The sequence below is a fragment of the Helicobacter sp. MIT 03-1616 genome (assembly GCF_000765685.2).
GTDB lineage: Bacteria > Campylobacterota > Campylobacteria > Campylobacterales > Helicobacteraceae > Helicobacter_C > Helicobacter_C typhlonius.
The window spans coordinates 42,358-64,446 of record NZ_JROY02000003.1; the positions used below are offsets into that span (position 1 = coordinate 42,358).

26 protein-coding genes are annotated in these 22,089 nt (G+C 40.4%); 18 read left to right on the forward strand and 8 right to left on the reverse strand.

What is annotated here, in order from left to right; translation table 11 throughout:
* The first annotated feature begins 10 nt into the window (after nt 1–10).
* The 8 genes from LS67_RS02630 (at nt 11) to hemB (ending at nt 6,433) form a co-directional block, all read left to right on the forward strand.
* Nucleotides 11–1,333 (forward strand): MFS transporter, encoded by a 1,323-nt coding sequence (locus tag LS67_RS02630; RefSeq protein ID WP_034326066.1) that lies wholly within the window; start codon nt 11–13, stop codon nt 1,331–1,333.
* 2 nt (nt 1,334–1,335) lie between these two features.
* On the forward strand, nt 1,336–1,638 hold the full coding sequence (locus LS67_RS02635) for a hypothetical protein (protein WP_034326065.1): 303 nt from the start codon (nt 1,336–1,338) through the stop codon (nt 1,636–1,638).
* The gene (locus LS67_RS02640; protein ID WP_201274013.1) at nt 1,628–2,431 is read left to right on the forward strand and encodes a tRNA 2-thiocytidine biosynthesis TtcA family protein; all 804 of its coding nucleotides are present in this window, start codon (nt 1,628–1,630) and stop codon (nt 2,429–2,431) included. Before LS67_RS02635 ends, LS67_RS02640 begins: the two co-directional genes overlap by 11 nt.
* A 58-nt stretch (nt 2,432–2,489) precedes the next feature.
* Nucleotides 2,490–2,756, forward strand: a complete 267-nt coding sequence (locus LS67_RS02645) for a hypothetical protein (RefSeq protein WP_034326064.1) — start codon at nt 2,490–2,492, stop codon at nt 2,754–2,756.
* The gene (locus tag LS67_RS02650; RefSeq protein ID WP_034326062.1) at nt 2,738–3,100 is read left to right on the forward strand and encodes a CiaD-like domain-containing protein; all 363 of its coding nucleotides are present in this window, start codon (nt 2,738–2,740) and stop codon (nt 3,098–3,100) included. The genes LS67_RS02645 and LS67_RS02650 overlap by 19 nt, the downstream gene beginning before the upstream one ends.
* A gap of 387 nt (nt 3,101–3,487) precedes the next feature.
* On the forward strand, nt 3,488–4,168 hold the full coding sequence (arsR, locus tag LS67_RS02655; RefSeq protein WP_034326092.1) for an acid response regulator transcription factor ArsR: 681 nt from the start codon (nt 3,488–3,490) through the stop codon (nt 4,166–4,168).
* A 19-nt stretch (nt 4,169–4,187) separates the two neighbouring features.
* The gene (locus LS67_RS02660) at nt 4,188–5,456 is read left to right on the forward strand and encodes an ArsS family sensor histidine kinase (RefSeq protein ID WP_034326060.1); all 1,269 of its coding nucleotides are present in this window, start codon (nt 4,188–4,190) and stop codon (nt 5,454–5,456) included.
* An 11-nt stretch (nt 5,457–5,467) separates the two neighbouring features.
* The gene (gene hemB / locus LS67_RS02665; RefSeq protein ID WP_034326057.1) at nt 5,468–6,433 is read left to right on the forward strand and encodes a porphobilinogen synthase; all 966 of its coding nucleotides are present in this window, start codon (nt 5,468–5,470) and stop codon (nt 6,431–6,433) included.
* 163 nt (nt 6,434–6,596) lie between these two features.
* Here the strand turns inward: hemB and mog are convergent, their stop codons facing one another.
* The 6 genes from mog to ribA form a co-directional block, all read right to left on the reverse strand.
* On the reverse strand, nt 6,597–7,127 hold the full coding sequence (gene mog, locus LS67_RS02670) for a molybdopterin adenylyltransferase (RefSeq protein ID WP_034326090.1): 531 nt from the start codon (nt 7,125–7,127) through the stop codon (nt 6,597–6,599).
* A 9-nt stretch (nt 7,128–7,136) separates the two neighbouring features.
* Entirely contained in the window at nt 7,137–7,700 is a 564-nt protein-coding gene (gene mobB, locus LS67_RS02675; RefSeq protein ID WP_052099827.1) for a molybdopterin-guanine dinucleotide biosynthesis protein B, read from the reverse strand.
* Nucleotides 7,690–8,145 (reverse strand): molybdopterin synthase catalytic subunit, encoded by a 456-nt coding sequence (locus LS67_RS02680; RefSeq protein ID WP_034326056.1) that lies wholly within the window; start codon nt 8,143–8,145, stop codon nt 7,690–7,692. The genes mobB and LS67_RS02680 overlap by 11 nt, the downstream gene beginning before the upstream one ends.
* On the reverse strand, nt 8,145–8,369 hold the full coding sequence (locus LS67_RS02685; RefSeq protein ID WP_034326054.1) for a MoaD/ThiS family protein: 225 nt from the start codon (nt 8,367–8,369) through the stop codon (nt 8,145–8,147). Before LS67_RS02685 ends, LS67_RS02680 begins: the two co-directional genes overlap by 1 nt.
* A 69-nt stretch (nt 8,370–8,438) precedes the next feature.
* The gene (locus LS67_RS02690; protein ID WP_034326052.1) at nt 8,439–9,797 is read right to left on the reverse strand and encodes a molybdopterin molybdotransferase MoeA; all 1,359 of its coding nucleotides are present in this window, start codon (nt 9,795–9,797) and stop codon (nt 8,439–8,441) included.
* 99 nt (nt 9,798–9,896) lie between these two features.
* On the reverse strand, nt 9,897–10,493 hold the full coding sequence (gene ribA / locus LS67_RS02695) for a GTP cyclohydrolase II (protein WP_034326050.1): 597 nt from the start codon (nt 10,491–10,493) through the stop codon (nt 9,897–9,899).
* A 205-nt stretch (nt 10,494–10,698) separates the two neighbouring features.
* On the opposite strand from ribA, the gene LS67_RS02700 reads away from it, so the two are divergent.
* Together LS67_RS02700 and LS67_RS02705 are read left to right on the forward strand one after the other, a co-directional pair.
* Nucleotides 10,699–12,132 (forward strand): catalase, encoded by a 1,434-nt coding sequence (locus LS67_RS02700; protein ID WP_034326048.1) that lies wholly within the window; start codon nt 10,699–10,701, stop codon nt 12,130–12,132.
* A 52-nt stretch (nt 12,133–12,184) separates the two neighbouring features.
* Entirely contained in the window at nt 12,185–12,706 is a 522-nt protein-coding gene (locus LS67_RS02705; protein ID WP_236096329.1) for an ankyrin repeat domain-containing protein, read from the forward strand.
* 51 nt (nt 12,707–12,757) lie between these two features.
* Here the strand turns inward: LS67_RS02705 and thiD are convergent, their stop codons facing one another.
* Nucleotides 12,758–13,552 (reverse strand): bifunctional hydroxymethylpyrimidine kinase/phosphomethylpyrimidine kinase, encoded by a 795-nt coding sequence (gene thiD, locus LS67_RS02710; protein WP_407927768.1) that lies wholly within the window; start codon nt 13,550–13,552, stop codon nt 12,758–12,760.
* A 23-nt stretch (nt 13,553–13,575) separates the two neighbouring features.
* Nucleotides 13,576–14,259 (reverse strand): DedA family protein, encoded by a 684-nt coding sequence (locus LS67_RS02715; protein WP_034326046.1) that lies wholly within the window; start codon nt 14,257–14,259, stop codon nt 13,576–13,578.
* Nucleotides 14,260–14,404: 145 nt separating this feature from the next.
* On the opposite strand from LS67_RS02715, the gene LS67_RS02720 reads away from it, so the two are divergent.
* The 8 genes from LS67_RS02720 to feoB all read left to right on the forward strand — a co-directional run bounded on the left by LS67_RS02720 (nt 14,405) and on the right by feoB (nt 21,989).
* Nucleotides 14,405–15,049: a carbonic anhydrase gene (locus tag LS67_RS02720; RefSeq protein ID WP_034326045.1), complete on the forward strand. Its 645-nt coding sequence runs from the start codon at nt 14,405–14,407 to the stop codon at nt 15,047–15,049.
* A gap of 11 nt (nt 15,050–15,060) precedes the next feature.
* Nucleotides 15,061–15,864 (forward strand): 3-deoxy-8-phosphooctulonate synthase, encoded by an 804-nt coding sequence (gene kdsA, locus LS67_RS02725; RefSeq protein ID WP_034326043.1) that lies wholly within the window; start codon nt 15,061–15,063, stop codon nt 15,862–15,864.
* Nucleotides 15,865–15,897: 33 nt separating this feature from the next.
* Entirely contained in the window at nt 15,898–16,368 is a 471-nt protein-coding gene (gene ribH, locus LS67_RS02730; RefSeq protein ID WP_034326041.1) for a 6,7-dimethyl-8-ribityllumazine synthase, read from the forward strand.
* A gap of 1 nt (nt 16,369) precedes the next feature.
* On the forward strand, nt 16,370–16,861 hold the full coding sequence (gene nusB, locus LS67_RS02735; RefSeq protein ID WP_034326039.1) for a transcription antitermination factor NusB: 492 nt from the start codon (nt 16,370–16,372) through the stop codon (nt 16,859–16,861).
* A 2-nt stretch (nt 16,862–16,863) separates the two neighbouring features.
* The gene (gene pyrF, locus LS67_RS02740; protein WP_034326037.1) at nt 16,864–17,562 is read left to right on the forward strand and encodes an orotidine-5'-phosphate decarboxylase; all 699 of its coding nucleotides are present in this window, start codon (nt 16,864–16,866) and stop codon (nt 17,560–17,562) included.
* A 9-nt stretch (nt 17,563–17,571) separates the two neighbouring features.
* Nucleotides 17,572–18,396 (forward strand): pantoate--beta-alanine ligase, encoded by an 825-nt coding sequence (gene panC, locus LS67_RS02745; protein WP_034326035.1) that lies wholly within the window; start codon nt 17,572–17,574, stop codon nt 18,394–18,396.
* Nucleotides 18,397–18,417: 21 nt separating this feature from the next.
* Complete coding sequence (locus tag LS67_RS02750; protein WP_034326033.1) at nt 18,418–19,659, forward strand: Opr family porin; 1,242 nt, start codon at nt 18,418–18,420, stop codon at nt 19,657–19,659.
* 161 nt (nt 19,660–19,820) lie between these two features.
* The gene (feoB, locus tag LS67_RS02755; RefSeq protein ID WP_034326032.1) at nt 19,821–21,989 is read left to right on the forward strand and encodes a ferrous iron transport protein B; all 2,169 of its coding nucleotides are present in this window, start codon (nt 19,821–19,823) and stop codon (nt 21,987–21,989) included.
* The last annotated feature ends 100 nt before the right edge of the window (nt 21,990–22,089 follow it).

Below are 22,089 nucleotides of genomic sequence, written 5' to 3' on the forward strand. Positions count from 1 at the left end.
CAGTAGCACGATGAAGCATTTACTCCCTCTCACACTTATTTCTAGTCTGCGATTTTTTGGGCTTTTTATTGTTTTGCCTATCATTGGGCTTTATACCGATGAATTTCACACGAGCGCATTTCTTGCTGGTTTGGCTGCGGGTGGTTATGCGATGACACAAATCATCTTTCAAACGCCCTTTGGCATTTTAAGCGACAAATATAATCGCAAACATATCGTTGGCATTGGGCTATTGATTTTTTTACTTGGTTCTTTAGTTTGCGCGTTTTCTACAAATATTACTATGCTTATCATCGGGCGATTTTTGCAAGGGGCTGGGGCGATTGGTGGGGTGGTAAGCGCACAGATTGCCGATTTAGTGCGTGAGGAGCAGAGAAATAAGGCTATGGCAGTAATGGGGGCAGGGATATTTATAAGCTTTATCCTCGCTATGTTTTTAAGCCCCGTAGTTGCTAGTTATTTTGGGCTCAATACCCTATTTTTTATCACAAGCGCACTTTGTGTTGTCTCTATTATCATTTTATATACAAGTGTCCCGGACACGCCGCGTGTGCAGTATCAATTTAATGATAGCAGTATGCAGCAGATTCTCACAAATAAGAATCTGCTTATTATGAATCTAAGCGCGTTGTTGCAAAAATTTTTGATGATTTTTGCCTTTATATGCGTGAGTATCACGCTCACTCATCATTTTGATTTGGACGAATCTCAATTATGGTATATCTATGTCCCTGCTGCACTCGCTGGGGTTTTTGCTATGGGTCCCTCATCAATTTTTGCGCAAAAAAAGGGACAATTTAAATCCGTAATGCTCTTTGGTATTATCGCCTTTGTTATCTCGTATTTTCTTATGGCGTATGCGGTGAGTAGCAATACACTTATACTTTTTGGTGTGGCAGTGCTTCTTTTTTTTGTAGGCTTTGCGATACACGAGCCTATTATGCAGTCTTTGGCTAGTCGCTACCCAAAGGCACATCAAAAAGGTGCAGCACTTGGTGTTTTTACCACGCTTGGATATGTGGGAAGCGCACTTGGTGGAGCCTGTGGCGGGTGGCTCTATGACAAAATTGGGCTTTTTAGCCTCTCAATCATTATTGCGCTCGTGTGTGTTGTATGGGCATTGCTATTGATAATATTTTTACAGAATCCAAAAAATCACAAGAATATTTATCTGTCGTTAGAAGAAGTGGATTTATCGTGCCTTAAGTTACTCGATAATCAACCCGGTTTGATTGAATGGTATATCAACCAAACCGAAAATGTTGCCATTATCAAATATGATGACACACTGATTCAAAAAGAGCAGATTCTATCTGTCTTGCACAAGGGGTAAATATGGAACTATACGAAAAAATCATCATTGCCTCTGCAATGGGGCTATACTTATGCTTTTTAATCTATCAAAATAGAGATTACTTCACGCGTTCGCGAAAAGGCGATCATTCAAAGAATGGAAGTTGGGTTTTAGATGATGGAGAGACGATTATAAAAAGAGGTAATACAGACACCGATAAAGCAAATGACACACAAGAAGACAATGACAAGTATGAAACAATAAGAATAGAAACACAAGATGGGAGTAAAGATTATATAGAAATTAAATTCCCAAAAGAAGATAAAAATCAAAATGACAAATAACCCTATCCAAACTCAAAAAAAGAATCTCGCACAAATGCCCACAATAAGCAAAAAAATTCTGCGCCTTGTTGGCAAAACAAATGCGCAGTATAACCTTATCAAAGAGGGAGATAGAATCCTGCTAGGCTTGAGTGGCGGGAAAGATTCTATACTTTTAGCCACAATCCTCGCCTATATGCACAAACACGCACCATTTAAGTTTGATTATAAGGCGATTACTATTGATTATGGCAGGGGTGGGGAGTATGAGTATATTTTCGAGTATTGTGAGAATCTTGGCATTCCCTACGAGCTTTACCGCACCGATATTTATGAGATTTTGGAGCAAAACAAGCGGGAGGGGACAATTTATTGTAGCTTTTGCTCTCGTATGAGACGCGGTGCTTTATATAGTAAGGCATTAGAGGGAGGATTTAATAAACTTGCCCTTGCACACCATCTTGATGATGCGGCGGAAAGCTTTTTTATGAATCTCACTTATAATGGGGCAATGCGCTCTATGCCACCGACATATCGTGCGCAAAATGGTTTGGAGGTTATCCGTCCTTTAATCTTTGTGCGAGAGAGACAAATAATTGATTTCATTGCAAGTAATCACATTTATATTGCACCTGATTGTAATTGTCCCATTAATTGGTTAGATTCTGATAAAAAACCATATGTGCGCGAACAGACAAAGCAATTCTTAAAAAACATAGAGGAGCAAAATCCCTTTTTTTTTAAATCACTCAAAAATGCCTTTAGCAATATCCACGCGGAGAGCTTTTGTGATGAGCGGTATTTTAAACTTTGAGATTGTTTAAAGTATTTGCAAACAAAAAAATTATAGAATATCGCCCAAAGGATACAAAATGGCACAAACTATTAAGACAATAGCCTTAGCACGTATTTATGAGATGTATGGGCTCAAAGAGGACGCGCTGAATATTTATCGCGAGATTCTTTTAGAATCTCCAGAGAGCAAAGAAGCTCAAAGAGCGATAAAGCGCCTAATGCTTGTGCAGCAGACATTTCCACAAGTCAATCAAGCCCAAAGAGAATTTTTCATAAACGCGCAATCTCAAGAGGATTTAATTCAATTTCAAAGGTGGCTACTACGATGGACATCAAAGATTTAGTGCTGCAAACAATTGATGAGCTTTCCCAGCCTAGCGAGGATTCTTATACTCATCAAAGTGTTACTATACATTCAACTTCAGCGATAGACACGCAAAATATGCAAAGCATTCAGGGTATGCCAAGTGTGCAAAATATACGCGCTCCTTTCGCACAGGCGCAAAGTGAGGCTTTGCGTGAGGAATGCGAGTTTTTAGAAATGCTCCAAGAGCGACTTTTAGTACTTTTTGAAGGGCTCAAGGCAGAGCATAATAAAGAATTACAAACAAAGCTCAATCTTACTATAAACTTTTTAGAATATGAATTGAGTGTGATTACTGAACGATTAAGTGATATTAAGAGATAGTTTGTTAAATCTACATTTAATAATCTCGCTTACAATTTGACCCAGCCTTTGACCCGAATGAGATAGGGTGAGGTGATGGATTAACCCATTTAGGTGAGTATCATCTCAAAGGGAGGTTATCCCCCTCCAACTCCTCCCTTACTGGATACTTACGAAACAACCAAACCTTTATTGAGCCGCCCACTACCCCACTTGGGCGGTGTCTTTTTAAGAAGCTACGCACTTGTGAATCCTTACAATACAATAAATCTCACAGGTATTTAAGTTTTTTGTATGTGTGTAAATAAGCTCACAAAAACAAATTATGCCTTTCACAATTTACTTAAGCTATCTAAAAAGTGTTTTATTATAGAATCGCGCATTTTACTTGAAGCAAAGGTTTGGATTATGTTAGAAGTTCTAATGATTGAAGATGATTTAGAGTTGGCAGAAATTATCACAAGCTACCTAAAGCAATATGATATGAATGTAACCAATTATGACGAGCCTTATACTGGTATGAGTGCGGTAAATGCAAAACATTTTGATGTCTTGCTACTTGATTTGACATTGCCAAATCTTGATGGCTTGGAGGTGTGCAAAAGGGTGGCGAAGCAAAATAGCGTTCCCATCATTGTTTCTTCTGCAAGAAGTGATATTGATGATAAAGTCGAGGCTTTAAAATCCGGAGCTGATGATTATATTTCAAAGCCTTATGACCCAAAAGAGCTTGTGGCGAGGATTCAATCTCTTCTTAGACGCTACAATAAAAAAAGCGTGAAAGAGCAAGATAAAGAGAAAGACAGCGTTTTTAGAATCGACAAGTATAGTCGCCAAGTCTTTTTTAAAGAAAAAAAGCTTGAGCTTACACGCGCAGAGTATGAGATTCTCACTCTGCTTATTAGTAAAAAGGGACATGTTTTCTCACGTGAGGCTATCGCCATAGAATCCGAATCTATTAATCCAGAAAGCTCAAATAAAAGTATTGATGTGATTATTGGGCGATTGCGCTCAAAGATTGAGGAAAATCCACGAAACCCACAATACATTATTTCTGTGCGCGGAGTGGGTTACAAGCTTGAAACATAGCCACAAAGTTTAAGATACAATGTTTCAATTTCGCCATTCTATTTTTTTTAAAATTGTCGTTTTGTTTCTATGCGCGTTGTTTGGCTTCTTTGCTGTCTCTTATTATTTTATTCAGGACCATATTAAAAATGAGGAGCTTCTCTCGCAAGTGCGCTATGGGCAATTTACCGCTACGATTAATGAGCTTATGCAGTTTGGCGCAGATCTCCCTACCATAAAGCAATATCTTAATAATATACACTTTACCCCTGTGAGCGAGGATGAGATTAAGCGCGTGCTGCAAGAGATTAATAAAATACCATATGATTTTGATGGTATATTTGCTAAGGCGATTAATACGCAAAATGGCATTTATATCCTCCTTGAAACAAGCGATGAGGCGACACTCTATAGGGATAATTCGCACAAATCTTATGAAAATTTTTATATTATCACACTTATTGGCATCGTGCTACTCACTTTTGTGTTTTTTATTGTGCTTAAAAGCCTTATGCCAATAAAAGTGTTGAAAGGGCAAATTAAGCAATTTGCAGAGGGGCATTTTGATACCTACTATGAGCAGGATGCAAAAGATGAAATCGATGAACTTTATCACGAATTTTATAAGGCTTCAAACAAAATTAAATCCTTGAATGAATCTCGTAGCTTACTTTTGCGTTCGATTATGCACGAGCTAAAAACCCCTATCACAAAAGGGCGCATTGTCGCAGAAATGGTGCAAGATTCTAAACAAAAACAACAGCTTTGCTCGAGCTTCACGCGTCTCAATGAACTTATTAATGAATTTGCAAAGATAGAGGAAATTAACTCGAAAAACTACCACATCAACAAGCAGGAGTTTTTACTCAGTGATTTGATAGCCCACACTGAAAATATGCTCCTCATTGATGAAGCGAGTGAATCTAGTCCTATCACATTTCTTTCGCCAAATGCCCTCATAAAAGCGGATTTTGATTTGTTTGCGATTGCTCTAAAAAATCTCCTTGATAATGCTATAAAATACAGCGAGGACGGCAAGGTAAGTGTATATGTGAAAAATGACCGCCTTTATACAAGCTCACGAGGTGAGCCTCTAACCCACCCGCTCAAAGATTATTTCAAGCCATATTTTAAAAATGAAAAAAACCCTTCATCTCAAGGCTTTGGGCTTGGTATGTACATTATCAAAAATACGCTTGACAATCAGGGATTTGACCTTAGCTACAAACACGAAAATGGTTGCAATATTTTCATTATTCATCACTGCGTAGTGGAGGATTACTGCCCGATAGAAGATAAACCAAACTAAAAGGAGATGTGATGTTTAGACGATTAAGAAGAATGCGCTTAAAAGAGTCAATGAGGACATTAGTGAGGGAAAATTACCTTAGAAAAGAGGATTTTATCTATCCGCTTTTTGTCATAGAGGGAGAAAATATTAAGAACGAAATCCCTTTAATGCCACAGGTGTATCAGCTTAGTATTGATAATATACTCAAAGAATGTGAGGAGCTCCTTAGTCTTGGCATATATCATATTATACTTTTTGGTTTGCCCTCACATAAGGATTCTTGTGGCAGCGAGGCACTTAGCGATAAGAATATTGTAGCACAGGCGATAAAGGCTATCAAAAAGCAGTTTCCGCAAATGATTGTTACGCTTGATTTGTGCTTTTGCGAATACACAGACCACGGGCATTGTGGGATTATCGATAAGAAACTTAATAGTGTTGATAATGATGCAACACTTGAGATTTTAGGACAGCAAGCGGTGGTGCTCGCAAGCTGTGGGGGCGATATGATAGCCCCGAGCGCGATGATGGACGGAATGGTGGGTGCTATACGCGCTTATTTGGATAAAGCAGGATTCACACATATACCCATTATGAGCTATTCTACAAAGTTTGCGAGTGCATATTATGGACCATTTCGCGATGTGGCAAACTCCGCGCCTAGTTTTGGCGATAGACGCTCGTATCAGCAAGATTGTGCTAATCGTAGAGAGGCGATTTTAGAGAGCCTTATTGATGAGGCAGAGGGCGCGGATATTTTGATGGTAAAACCTGCACTTGCCTATCTTGACATCGTGCGTGATATACGAGAGCAGACTTTGCTACCTTTAGCGGTATATAATGTGAGTGGCGAATACGCTATGCTTAAAGCCGCTCAAAAGGCTGGGATAATCGACTATGAGTGTGTGATGCTTGAAACATTACTAGGCTTTAAACGCGCCGGAGCGGATATTATCATTAGCTATCACGCCAAAGAAGTAGCGAAGCTTTTATAAAATCTCAAATGCAAAAAAAGTTTCGCTTGGTTTTGTAAGTGTGCGCTAAAAATAGTTGCTCAAAATGCTTTCTTGGATTTTAGCCTAAGATTCTAAAGGCGGCTGTATGGGGTGTTTATATCTTTTGGCAAATGCAAATTATATAAAGCAGATTCTTAAGAATCTAGCTTTTAGGGCGAAAAATCTTTATTTGCTCCTCATTAGCGTGGATATAACCCGCCTCAATCAAATCAAGGCAATAAGGCACAGCGGGAAATACCGCTTCTAAGCATTCTTTTATGCTTTTTGGCTTACCCGGCAAGTTGATAATCAGCGATTTATTTCTAATCCCCGCACTTTGGCGCGAGAGAATCGCCGTTGGGACATATTGCAAACTCACACTTCGCATAAGCTCCCCAAAGCCGGGTAGCATTTTTTGGCATACAGATTCTGTCGCTTCTGGGGTTACATCTCTTTTGGCTGGTCCTGTGCCGCCTGTGGTAACGATTAAATCACAATCTTTTTCATCGCTTAAATCTTTGAGATAAGATTCTATAAGCTTTTGCTCATCGGCAATGATATGATAATGAAACTCGCAAGGATTAAGAATAAAGCTTCTTAGAATCTCCTCTATTGCCTTGCCGGAAATATCCTCATATACGCCTTGAGAGGCTCTATCACTTAGCACAAGCACCCCGATTTTGATTGTTTGCATAGTGTGCATTTACTCTCCTTTCAATGAAGCAGATTTGGAATAAGCATTGATAAATGCTGCAATTTGTGCCACATCGTTGAGATTAAGAATAGGCAAAGCAGGGGGGAGAATATGCGTATTATTCACGCTCTCATCAATGGCAAAAGCCTGCGCATAGGGAATATATGAAGATTCTATTTGCCCTCTTGCTACCACAATGCGCGGAAAAGGCAAGGTTTTAAGCCCCTCAATAAAAATATAATCATAGTTTTTAAACTGCTCCAACACAGCATAAAAAGCATTAGATTCTATCTCTTGTGCGTTTTGGGAATCTTCATCGTGCTTGATTTGCAAAATCGTGCGGGTAGGGGAGAGTATAGCCACTGCATTAGAGCGTTGAAAAAACTCATAAGAATCTTTGCCCCGTGTATCAAAATGTGCCTTATCTTTTGGGTCGTGCTTAATTACAGCAACTTTTGCTTTTGGCTTTAAATACTCGCAGAGTTTGCAAATAAGTGTCGTTTTGCCACTATTACTTTTTCCACTAAATGCAAAGATAATGGGCGTGTGCATGAGTTTGGCATTATGTGTCATTTTGGCTGCCTAAAATACCGCTACCTTGCAAAGGTTTGCTGCGCTCTTTGGCGTAGATTCTTTGATGATTGATAACATCATATTTCCAAATAGGCGCATTTGCTTTAAAATCCTCTATAAAGTCCTCATATACACCAAGCGCACCTTTGCGTTGTGCGGAGATAATGCCACACATAAACGAGCTTTGGCTGCAAGGCACATCGCCTATGCTGTGAGCCATACAAATATATGTATTATATTTGCTCTGTGCTTTTTGTTGCCATTTATCAAACCATTTGAGTAAAAGCGGCTCATATATATCAAAACTCAATGCGCTTATGTTATTTTCCGTGCGCACGATACCTGTAAAAATACTCAATGCCCCAGCATTTTTACTTTGGGCGAGATTCTCCCATTTGGCATAAATCTCACAGGTAGGCAATGCTCCCTTATAAAGATTGAGCATTAGCCACCGCATACAGGAGGAAGAAGTGCCACTTTATCGCCATAAGAAAGAGGATAGGAGAGGTCTTCAATAATTTCATCATTGACTGCCACAGCACTAATATCAAGCCACGAGTGTAGAGATGTATCCTTGCTTAGCAGTTCCTTAAGCTCTGCGAGACTTTGTGCCTCTAGTTCGCGCGCGGGAATGTTGCTTATTGGTCCTAGAAATTCCACCCTAATCATCGCCACTCCTTTAAAATATACTTCACAATTTATGCTTTTTACAATCCCAAAAGCATAGCAAAACTTGTGTTAAAAGTGATTTAAAAACATCACTTTTAGTTTCGCACCCGCCTTTAAATCACTGCCATTTTCCTCTAAAATCGCCACGGCAGTGTTGTGTGTAAGATTATTTATCATTGAGCTTTGTAGGGATTTTTTATTTTTGAAGCTCACTTGTAAGATTCCATTATTGTTATGAATCTCACAGGCGCGGAATTCCAAGCGCGAATCACTGCGCTTAATATCCTCAAGTAAGGTAGCTTCAAAAATATAGGGCTTGTGGATTCTATTTTGCAAACGCGCAAGAAGCACAGAGCCAAACAGGAGGAATGTGAGGGCGCAGGAGTTTGGAAATCCGGGTAGCCCTAAAATAGGCTTTGCTCTCTCTAAAACTCGTGTGTTTTCTATGGTTTTAGAATCTTGCCCCTCTTGCGTGGATTTTAGACTATCCGCATTTTTTAAATTTTGCATAGATTCTAAATCTATGCTTTTTCTCCCGCTATACAAGGCACAGGCGACAGGCTTACCCGGCTTTAAGCGCACTCCCTTAAACACCATATCTGCGCATTCTGTAATGACAACTTGTGTGAAGTCATAGTCCCCCATACTCATACCACCCGCACTTACTACCATATCACATTCTTGTAAGGCGCTTTGGTAGGTGGATTTAATCTTATCCTTATCATCTTTAAGCAGTGGATAGACGATAGGTTCTTGCCCCATTTGGAGTAGCAAAGATTCTAAAAGATGTGTATTCACGCTTCGCACAATGTTTGCATTCTCGCTTATCTCGCCTACCTCAATAATTTCATCACCTACGCATATTATACCTACACGCACTTTTTGATAGACTTGGATAAAGTTACAATTGAGCTCGGCGAGTAGCCCTATCTCAAACGCACCGATTTTATCGCCTTTATGGAGTAAAACTTCACCTTGCTTGTAGTTATCGCCTACTTGGCGCACCCATTGCGCTTTATGAATAAAATCTTTATGGGCTTGAATGTTTAAGAAGATTCTATTCTCTCTTATTTCAATATGCTCTACAATCACGAGTGTATCGGCATTATGAGGCATTATAGAGCCTGTGAAAGCCTTTATCGCACAACCCTTTGTGAGTGTGGGGCGCGTTGGATTCCCTGCTTTATTAATTTGTGAAATTTCTAAGCCATCACTTTCTAAAAGTGCCATATCATCAAAGTTTATCGCATAGCCGTCCATTGCTGCGGTGGGGTAAGCGGGGACATTGCAGGGGGCTTTGATTTCTTGGGCGCAGATTCTATTGAGCGCATTTTTGAAATGCACGCGTTGTGTGCCAAGAGGTGTGAGCGGAAGGGATTCTAAAAGCTCCAACGCTTCCTTATAGCTTATCAGGGTAGGGTATGCCATAATCGCTCCTTGTGATAAATTTGCGCTCTAACATTGTGAGGGCAGATTCTGTATTGCAATAGAATCTAAACGCCCATATTCTCAAGTGCATTTTAGATTCTAAAGCAAATGCCCGAGTTTTTGCTTTTTGACTTCCAAATAGGCTTCATTATGAGGATTTGTGGGCGTGATAATGCTATGGCGCACCACTTTTGCATAAGGTTCTATCGCACTTACCTTGCGTGGATTGTTGGTAAGTAGGTTGATTTGTGTGATATGAAAATGCTTAAAAATTTCTCCCACAATGTCATAATTTCTTGCATCACTTTGGAATCCTAGCTTTTCGTTTGCTTCCACCGTGTCATAGCCTTTATCTTGCAGGGCATAGGCGTTTATTTTGTTAAAAAGCCCAATACCTCGCCCCTCTTGACGCAAATAAATAAGCATTCCTCCTTGAGCATTATGTGCGATTTGCTCCATTGCAAGGGCAAGTTCATTGCCACAATCGCATTTTTTAGAGCCAAAAACATCGCCGGTAAGGCATTCGGAGTGGATTCTCACAAGTGGAACTTCTCCTAAGTTTTGCGTAAAAACAACCAAATGTTCGCTCGGTGTGCTAAGTGGGTTAGATTTTTCTAAATATTCCCTAAAGCTTACAGCCAGAAAATCCCCAAATCGCGTGGGTAGGTGCGCTTGTTGAGAAATATCATATTTCATTTTTTTTCCTTTATCTTTGTATATTAGGTTATATAATTGAAGCCGCGCATTGTAAAATATTTTTTTAAATCTTTTGTTTTAAAACATTTATGTTTGGTGGAAAATATGAGCTTTAAAATTAAGAAATATTAAAAGATAATAATTATCCATTAATTATTGTGGGTTATATTATCGCTTCATAACTTTAACATTAAAAGGAGACATTATGAGTAAAAAACTCACAACAGCGACAGGCACACCATTAGGCGATAATCAAAACTCAATTACAGCAGGGAGCAGAGGTCCTACACTTTTGCAAGACACTTGGCTTTTAGAAAAACTCGCTCACTTTGATAGGGAGAGAATCCCCGAACGCGTAGTGCACGCAAAAGGAAGTGCTGCCTATGGTGAGCTGACAATCACAAATGATATTTCAGCATATTCTAAGGCGGATATTTTTAGCAAAGTGGGCAAAAAAACAAAGGCGTTTTTGCGCTTTTCCACCGTTGCAGGTGAGCGAGGCGCAGCCGATGCGGAACGAGATGTGCGAGGCTTTGCACTTAAATTTTACACAAATGAGGGAAATTGGGATATTGTAGGCAATAACACGCCTGTGTTTTTCATCAAAGATGCGGTGAAATTCCCAGATTTTATCCATACACAAAAGCGAGACCCAAAGACAAATTTGCGCTCTGCAACAGCAGCGTGGGACTTTTGGAGTTTGCACCCAGAGAGTTTGCATCAAGTAACGATTTTGATGAGCGATAGGGGGATTCCACGCAGTTACCGAGAAATGCACGGCTTTGGTAGCCATACATATAGCTTTATCAATGCCAAAAATGAACGCTTTTGGGTAAAATTTCACTTCAAATCAATGCAGGGAATCCACAACCTCACAAACAAAGAAGCGGAGGCGATTATTGCCAAAGATAGAGAATCTCATCAAAAAGATTTGTTTGAAAATATTGAAAAGGGTAATTTCCCTAAATGGAGATTCTGTGTGCAAGTAATGCCCGAAAAAGAGGCGGCAAACTATCGCTTCAATCCTTTTGATTTGACAAAAGTGTGGAGTCATAAGGATTATCCATTGATTGAAGTGGGAATCTTGGAGCTAAATAAGAATCCAGAGAATTATTTTGCCGAAGTAGAACAAGCCGCATTTAACCCCGCAAACATTGTGCCCGGCATTGGATATAGCCCCGATAAAATGCTACAAGGACGGCTTTTTAGCTATGGTGACACGCAGCGATACCGCTTAGGCATTAATCATTCCCAGCTTCCTGTGAATGCGAGTATCGCCCCTGTGGCAAATACACACCGAGATGGTTATATGCAGCGAGGTGATTTTGGCGGGGAGAGAAATTATAATCCAAGTATTTTTAATGACTATGCCGAAGATTCTAATGCGCTTGAACCTGCACTACGCACAGAGGGTGGCGATGTAGCAAATCGTTACAATCACCGCGACACAGAGGACGATTATTTCGTGCAAGCAGGAGATTTGTATCGCTTGATGAATACAGAGCAAAAAGAGGCATTGTGCCAAAACATCAAAGACGCAATGGAGGGTGTGCCAAATGAGATTAAAAAGCGTCAAATTGAGCATTTCAAAAAGGCTGACCCAGCCTATGGCAAACGCGTAGAAGAGCTTGTGCTTTAATTGCACCTTAAAAAGTGTAGCAAAGTGGCAGAATGAATGGCAAGGAGTGGCAATGAGTAAAAATACTCAAGGTAGCATAAACAATATAAGTTTCACGCAAGAGGAGGAGGCGAAGCTTATGGAGCTTTGCCAATATGCACTTGATTGTGCGCGTCATAATGATGTAGAATCTTTGCAAACCCTGCTTGATGCAGGGCTTAATGTGAATCTTAGCAATGAAAGTGGCAATACACTTCTTATGCTTGCCGCATATAATGGGCATTTTGAAGCCACAGAGCTACTTTTGAAGCGCGGTGCATTAGTTGATAAGAAAAACGACAAAAATCACACACCACTTGCAGGTGTGTGCTTCAAGGGCTATGATGATATAGCCGAGCTTTTGTTGCAATATGGTGCAAATCCTAATGGCGATGGCGGTATGGGTTTAAGCCCGATGAATTGCGCTTGTTTCTTTGGGAGAAAGCAGATTCTAAAGCTCCTCCTGCAATATTCACACACAAAGCCCACATTTTTGCAAAAACTCGCTTTATTTTTCTTCAATATCAAAAATACCAAAAGGGTGCGAGAGATGTAAAATATTTTAGAATCTTATAGAAATTTAATGAGAGCTAAAATATTTTAGAATCTACCTAAAAAAGTGATTTGTTGGACCATTGCCTTTGCCAAGATTGAGTGAATACAAAATTGCATTAAAAATATATTCTTTTGCCCTTTGTATCGCAGTGAGGCTATCAAAGCCTAGAGCGAGGTTACAAGCGATTGCCGAGCTGAGTGTGCAGCCTGTGCCGTGTGTATTTTTGGTATCAATTTTTGGCGAGGGTAGGATATGAAATTCTCCATTATAAAACACATCATCGGCGTTTTGCTCACTATGTCCGCCCTTAAGTAAAACAGCCTTTGCACCCATATCATACAGCCTTTGCGCCGCTTTTTTCATATCTGTTACATTATGTATATCAAACCCGCAAAGTTCTTGTGCCTCTGGGATATTTGGCGTAAGCACATTGCAAAGTTTGAGAATCTTCTCCTTAAAGTAAGCGCGTGTCTCTTTAGGCATAAGCGGGAAGCCATTTTTGGCAAACATCACGGGGTCAATCACAACATTTTGGGGTTTGTAGAAAAGTAGATTCTGTTCTATGCAGTCAATAATTGCATTTGAGCCGAGCATTCCTATCTTTGTGGCATTTGGTGGAATATCTTCAAACACTGCTTCAAATTGTTCATCAATCGCTTGAATGGGTATATCATAGCTAGAAATTACACGCGCGGTATTTTCAGCCACCACGCTTAAAACCACGCTCATACCAAAAAGTTTATGTGCGCTAAAAGTCTTTAAATCCGCTTGAATCCCTGCTCCACCGCTGCAATCACTCCCTGCGATTGTGAGGATTGGAATAGCATTTTGCATTTGAGGCTGTATGATATTTGACATTTGAGAATCCTTTAAGATTTTGATTTTTGCGTGTAGCGGTAATAGTAGAGATAGCCCACCACGCCCACGAGCACGAAGCCAAATACCCACAATCCCGCCTGTTTGACGAGGCTTTTAAGCTCGAGTTGTTCTGCGGAGGGATTACTTGAAGTAAAGGCTTGAATGATAGAATCTAGGCTCATCTGCGTGAAAAATGCCCCCGCATAATAGCCGATAATAGTGAGGATAATCACCCAAATCCCTGCGCCAAGCGAAGTATAGAGGCAAAATTTCGCAAGATTCATACGCGCAAGTCCGGCAGGTAGGGAGATGTATTGACGCACGATAGTAATGAGACGCCCCACAAAAGTGCTGATATGCCCGTGTTTTTTGAAAAATATCTCCACCTTTTGCATTGTCTCCTCTGTGAAAAAGACATATTTGCCATAGCGGATAAGAAACTCTCGCCCGAGTTTTAAGGCAAGATAGTAGTTAAACAATGCTCCAGCAAGTGAGCCACCAACCCCGCATATCACGGCGATAAAGGCATTCATCTCGCCTGTATAAACCAAATATCCCGCAGGAATCATCACCACTTCGGAGGGAAAGGGAAAAAAGCTAGATTCTAAAAACATCATTATGAAAATTCCCGCATAGCCCAAAGTCCCTACAAGTTCCACAATCCAATTAATCATACTGCTTAAGATTTCGCCCATTTATACACTCCTAATTAATGCACACTTTAAGGTGTTTAAGATTTTATTAATTTTGATTATTTTAGTTTGATATAATGCCATAAGTTTTTTACAGAATCTGTTATTTTAAAAAAGAGAAAATCAACTAAGTGAGGATAAGAGGGTAATGAAAGAGTTGTTTGAAGGGGCAGTGAAATTTCGCGAGGAGGACTATAACGAGCATAAGGCTTTGTATGAGAGCCTCAAAAAGCACCAAGAACCCCATACTTTACTGATTACCTGCACCGATTCGCGTGTCGTGCCAAATCTTATCACAAACACTTTGCCCGGCGATTTGTTTGTAATACGCAATATGGGGAATCTCGTCCCGCCATATTTGGGGAAAGACAAGGGCATACGCGGTGGGTATCTCGCAACGACTTCAGCTATCGAATATGCTTTAAGTATTCTTAACATAAAAAATGTAATTATTTGCGGACATAGCGACTGCGGGGCGTGTTCGGCTATTTATGAAGATTCAACAAAGTTAGATAATGCGCCATATGTAAAAAAGTGGATAGAGCTTTTAGAGCCAGTAAAGCAAAAAGTCGATGCGTTAGCACCCAGCTCGAAAGCAAAGCGCACTTGGCTTATGGAGCAGATGAATGTCGAGCATCAGCTTGAAAATTTAATGACTTATCCATTTGTGGAGGAGCGATTTGATAGGGGGGAGCTTAATATTTATGGGTGGTATTATATTATTGAAACAGGAGAAATCTTTAACTATAATATGATAAAGCGTGAATTTAAATTGATTAATAAAATTAACTAAAAGGAGAAAAAATGATTTTAATGAGCGGACCTTGCGTGATTGAGGGATATGAGGCATTAAGTGCGGTAGCAGAGGCATTAAAGCCTTTGAATGAGAATCCAAATATTGATTTTTATTTCAAATCAAGTTTTGATAAGGCAAATCGCACGAGTTTAGAATCTTATCGCGGACCGGGCTTAGAAGAGGGTATGGAGATTCTAGGCGAGATTAAGAAAAAATTTGGCTACAAAATCATTACCGATATACACGAAAGCCACCAAGCCCAAGCTATCGCTAAAGTCGCTGATGTAGTGCAGATTCCGGCATTTTTATGCCGCCAAACAGACTTAATCGTAGCGGTGGCGAAGACTGATTGTATTGTGAATATCAAAAAAGGGCAGTTTATGAATCCCGCAGATATGCAACATAGCGTGTTAAAGGCGATTAAAACGCGTGGTGGTAGTGAAGCGAGTTATGAACAGGCGCAAAAATACCGCGTATGGCTCACAGAGCGTGGAAGCACTTTTGGCTATGGGAATCTTGTCGTAGATATGCGCTCACTTGTGATTATGCGTAAGTTTGCTCCTGTCGTCTTTGATGCGACTCATAGTGTGCAAATGCCCGGGGCAGCAGGGAGCAAAAGCGGAGGCGATAGCTCGTTTGTGCCTTATCTCGCTCGTGCAGCGGCGGCTGTGGGTGTAGATGGATTTTTTATGGAAACACATTTAAATCCTAAAGAAGCTCTAAGTGATGGACCAAATATGGTGCAGACTAATGCGCTTATCCCGCTTGTAGAACAGCTTTGCGCATTAGATTCATTCCTGCATACAAAATAGTGCGGGATTAAAAATAATATTTGGAGGGTTACAATGAATATCGTTGAGGGAAAATTACAGCTAGTGGGCGATGAGCGCATTGCGATTGTGAGTGCGCGTTTTAATCATTTGATTACCGATAGGTTGGTAGAGGGGGCGAAAGACTGCTTTTTGCGCCACGGCGGACGCGATGAGTTGCTTGATTTGGTGCTTGTGCCGGGCGCGTATGAGATTCCATTTGTATTACAAAAGATTCTCTCACAAGGCGAATATGATGGTGTGTGTTGCTTAGGTGCGGTGATTCGCGGGGCTACGCCACATTTTGATTATGTATCTGCGGAGGCGACTAAGGGTATTGCTAATGTTACGCTTAAATATGGTGCGCCGGTAACTTTTGGAGTGCTAACAACTGATAATATCGAACAAGCCATTGAGCGAGCCGGGACAAAGGCAGGAAATAAGGGCTTTGAATCTATGGCAGGGCTTATTGAGCTGATTAACCTTTATAGGAATATTGGGGCGTAATATGGCGACACGCACACAGGCGAGGGAAGCGGTTATTGGAATGCTTTACGCCTATGATGTAGGTAATGAAAATATCTTGCTTTTTGCGCGTGATATGTTTAGCGAAAAAAAAATTAAGAATAAGCAGCAGGATTTTGCTTACGCACTTTTGCAAGGGGTGCTAGATAATCTACAAAGCCTTGATGAAAGTATTACTTCGCATTTAAAAGAATGGGATTTTTCTCGTCTTGGTGGAATGGAGCGCGCTATGCTACGACTTGGTGCGTATGAGATACTCTATACCGATACTGATACGCCTGTGGTGATTAATGAAGCAGTGGAGCTATGCAAACTCTATGGTGGCGAAGACAATGCGCCGAGATTTATTAATGGTGTGCTAGATTCAATAGGCAAGGTAAGTAAAAAAAGTGCGAGAGAATCTATTACAAACAATCCTAAAGCGCAGGGCATTGGTTTAGAGACTTGTCTAGATTCTAAAAATGCGAAAGGATAATAATGAAGCTGTGTATTGCCCTTGATAATCCAAGCCTAGAGCAGAATCTTACCTTGCTTCATTCTCTGCAAACACTTAATCCCAAACATAAGCAAAATATATGGCTCAAAGTGGGCTTACGCAGCTTTATCCGCGATGGTATCGCCGGGCTAGAAATGATAAGAAAATATGGTAATTATAGAATCTTTTTAGATTTGAAGCTTTATGATATACCAAATACAATGCTTGATTCTATCAAAGAGTGCGCCCAATTAGATGTGGATATGCTCACTATCCATACAAGCTGTGGGGAAGGGGCAATGAGGGCTATTGCGGAGCTTAAAAATCAAGCCAAAATCCCTCTTATTGTTGGCGTTACCGCGCTTACAAGCTTTGAAGATTCTAGTTTTGCAGAGATTTATAATGCCTCGCTTTTCTCCCATACGCTTAAACTTGCGGATTTGGCGTATCGTTGTGGTATTGACGGCGTGGTATGCTCGGTGCAAGAGAGCCTCTATATCAAGCAACGCACTCAATCAAATTTTCTTACGATTACACCCGGTATCCGCCCATTTGGCGAGGGGGCAGACGACCAAAAACGCGTGGCAACACTTAAGGATGCAAAAGCAGCGCAAAGCGATTTTGCGGTCATTGGGCGTCCCATTTACAAAGCAGAGAATCCGCTGCAAGTGGTGGAAAATATCTTAAAGATTCTTCAATAAAGGGCATTGATGAAAGTGCTAAAAAGTAGGGCAGCTCTGCAAGAGTTTCGTGCTGGGCTTAATGGAAGTGTGGGCTTTGTGCCGACAATGGGGGCTTTGCATAAGGGGCATTTGAGCCTTATAGAATCTTCTATAAAAGAGAATAATTACACAATCGTTTCTATTTTTGTGAATCCTACGCAGTTTGGGGCAAATGAGGATTTTGGCAGCTATCCACGCACATTAGAGCAAGATATTGCTTTATGTGAAAAGGCGGGTGTGAGCGCGGTATTTGCCCCTCGTGTGGAGGAGATGTATTTTGATGATGAGGTGAGTCTTTCTCCGCCTAAAAATATGGGCTATATTTTAGAGGGATTTGACCGCCCTACGCATTTTGCTGGGGTGTTGCGAGTAGTTTTAAAGCTTTTTATGCTTACTCGCGCTCATTGTGCGTATTTTGGGCAAAAAGATGCACAACAAGTGTTGATTTTGCAAAAAATGGTGCGTGATTTATTTGTGCCTGTGGAGATTGTGCCTTGTCCTATAATGCGAGATAGCGATAGCTTGGCACTTAGCTCACGCAATATTTATCTAAGCCCAGAACAAAGGCAAAGCGCACTTTGTATCCCGCGCACGATTGAAGCTATAAAAAATGAGGTGGAAAAGGGGCAGACTGAAGCAAAGCATTTGCGCGCTTTGGCTTTGGAGGGTTTAAAGAGTGTGGATAGAATCTTTTATGCGGATTTTTTTGATAGGGAGTTAAAGCCTATTGAGAGGGTAGAAAAGGGTAAGAGTATTTTTCTTATTGCCGCTCAAGTTGGCACAACACGTCTCCTTGATAATCTATGGATATAAACGAGAATTTAAAGGGAGAAAATGAAAAAACTTGCTTTTATATTGTGTGCGTGTGCTATTGCTTGGGGCTATGATAGTATTGATGAAGCCTTAGAAAATGGCGTATCAAGCGGCGATGTAACGCTTTATGGCAACTATATCAATGGGCAAAAAAATCCTGCTAATGTGAAGAGCAAAAATGATTTGAGTGAGGCTGGTTATGTGGTAGGTTCTGTGGGATTAGCCTACCACTCGGCATTTTATAAATATTTGCGCTTGGCGGTGAGTTTTCGTGCTCTTGGTGTGTTGTATGAAGCTGATAGACATTCACAATGGAGCGCAGCACCGCTTTTGAACAATCCCAATCGCTATGGTGAGGGTGATGCTTCAAGGGATTTTTATATGAATGATCGCACAATGCTAGGACAGAGCTATTTGGAATATTTTGATGGCAATACGAGCATCAAGCTCGGGCGAGTATTTGTGGATTCAGAATGGGTGGATAGGCTCATAGATGGCGTGTGGCTACGTAATCGTTCCTTGCCAAATATGCTTATTGAGGCACTATGGGTAAAAAATAGCGGCTATGTGCAGTATAACAAAATGACAGGATTCTATGATGTAAATCCTCATAGTGCGTTGGGATTAACACAGCTTAGCCTCAAGTATCATATCGGTGAAAAATTTAGCATAAAAACCTATGGTATAGCAACCTCTGCGGTATTTTACGCCGCTGGTGTGAAAGCAAATGCCCGATATGAGAGCTCAAAATCTTATCTGGGGCTTAGCGGACATTTTGCGACAAGCTTCGAGCAGACTTATGGCAGACTCGGGGGAAATTCTGGCAATGGCTACAATACCGATGTAAAAATTTATGTGGGTGTCAAAGATATGGCAGAGGCGAGTGCGGGATATATTAGCACGGGAAGTAATATCGGCTGGGGTTCGCTCAACACGCTTGGCAATAGTATAAGCCCATTTTTTATGTGGGGTGGAAGGGCTTTGCTTGAAGGGGTAGATGCAAGTTTGTGGTATGGGAAAGTGATGTTTGCCATTGATAGAGTGAGTTTTGCAGTGGTGTATGGTAGCACGAAGTTTAGAGGGATTATCTACACGAGTATGCAAAATCCTTACGATAGAGTAAATGAAGTGAATCTTTTGGTGGATTTTGGCTTCACAGAGCATTTAAGCGGGATTCTTAATGTGCTTAATACGCACGGCGGGAAAGAGATTTACTATCCGCATAGCACAAATGTGAATCTTGGCGTGAAATTGGCGTTTTAGATAATAAAAATTGAGAGATTTCATAATCTGCAAGTTAAGGCTATTTTTTACTTGCGATAAAATCAATAGAGTTGTAGTATAAAATTAGAATCTAAGAATAAATATTAATTTTGTTGTTTTAAGATACCATAATAATTTATGGTGGGTATAGAGGTTATATAATGAAAACAATTACTATCGTATGTGTGGGGCAGCCAAATGTTGGCAAAACATCACTTATTAATAGAATCTGCGGTGTGCATTTAAAAGTGGGGAATTTTATCGGTGTAACGATTGAAAAGGCGGAGGCATCTATTACATACAAAGATTATATATTGCGTATTATCGACTTGCCCGGGACTTATTCTTTAAATGACTATTCTTTTGAAGAGCACGTAACGCGGCAGTTTTTGGAAAATGAAAAGTATGATGTGATTTTAAATGTAGTTGATTCTACACATTTAGAACGTTGCTTATTCCTTAGCACACAGCTTTTGGACTTACACACGCCTATGTGTCTAGCATTGAATATGAGTGATGAGGCAAAAAAAGAGGGAATCCACATTGACAGCGCACTTTTGGGCGAGATACTTGGCACGGAATGCGTGAGTGTGTCGGCATTTTATGGGGATAATATAGATGAGTTGTTAGATTCTATTATCAAAGTTGCAAATAGCGGTGAGAAGCGTAATAAGCGTGTGTATGCGGACTTTTTGGAGGAGGAAATAAACAATCTTGAAACTTTTTTGCAAGAGAAGCAATACAGCGAAGTAGCACAGATTCTACATTTAAATTATCGAGGGGTGCGCAGTATGCGTGATGTGGCTATAAGGCTTTTAAGGCAGGATAGCTTTATAAGTGAAATTCTCCACGACAAAGGATGCTGGAGTGAGCTGAGTGCATTTACTCAAAAATGTATTAATAGGCTATATCTGCAAAGTGATGAAAAAAATGTGCGGAGCGTGTTTCATAATGATATGTTGAGTTTTGCTAAGGGCGCGAGTATGGAAGCCACGCATTTAAATGCTCCCGCAAAGCCTTCACTTACGCAACGACTAGATAATATTTTACTCAATAAATATCTTGGAATCCCTATTTTTCTACTTTTGATGTGGCTTTTGTTTCAAATTACCTTTTATCTTGGAGAGTTTCCTAAAGTGTGGATTGAGGAGGGTATGGCGAGTTTTGGGGATTGGGTCGAGGAGACTTTGCCCTATGAGTTTTTAGCCTCCTTGCTTTCTGGTGGTATTATCGCCGGTGTGGGCGCGGTGCTAAGCTTTTTGCCACATATTTTAATCCTTTTTTTTGGTATCGTGCTTTTGGAGGGCAGCGGATATATGGCGCGTGTAGCATTTTTGCTCGATGGATTCTTTCATAAGTTTGGTTTGCACGGCAAAAGTTTTATTCCGCTTGTAACAGGCTTTGGCTGCTCTGTTCCGGCTTTTATGAGCACAAGAATGCTCAAAAATCATAATGATAGAATGCTTACACTCTTTATTATTAACTTTATGAGTTGTGGGGCGCGTTTGCCTGTCTATACGCTCTTTATCGGGGCATTTTTCGCGCCACAAATGGCGGGTAATGTCTTGTATGGAATCTATATCTTTGGCGCACTTGTTGGGCTATGTATGGCAAAGATTCTAAAACTTACCGCGTTTAAGGGCGATGATGAACCTTTTGTAATGGAAATGCCAAAGTATCGTCTGCCGAGCGCACAGCTCATTGCTTTTAGTATCTGGCATAAAGCGGTGGGTTATGTGAAAAAAGCGGGGACTTTTATACTGCTCGCTTCAGTGATTATTTGGGTGGGGACGCAATTCCCTAAAAATGCAGTTTTAGAGGAGCAAATGACGCAATCAGTGCAGTTTCTAAAACAGAGTGTGAATCCTACACAAGAAAATGATACATTGCAAGATGAAATTGATGAAATTTATCATAACTATCAAGCGGCTTTAGTGGAGCAGAGTTATCTGGGGCGCATAGGGCAGTTTATACAGCCTATATTTGCACCTATGGATTTTGATTGGAAACTTTCTGTTTCGCTTCTCAATGGGCTTTTGGCAAAGGAGACAATCATTTCAAGTATGGGTGTGCTCTACGCACTTGGTGATGATATAGATGAAAACAATGACTTAGCATTGCGTGATGTGCTTAACGAATATATCAGTTTGCCTAGCGCGATTGCATTTATTTTGTTTATTATGTTTTATAATCCTTGTTTTGCAGCAACTATCGTCTTTGGTAAAGAAGCAGGTGGAAAGCGATATATTATTTATCTGTTTCTTTTTACAAGTGCAGTTTCATATATTTTTGCTTTTGTGGGATATACACTAGCGCGTTTGTTGCTTTAAATATATCAGTTTAGAATCTACCTAAAGGCAAAGTGTGGTATTATTATTTTTATTACTTTCAATAGTTTTACTCTTATCTTTTTTTCATAAATCCACTTCA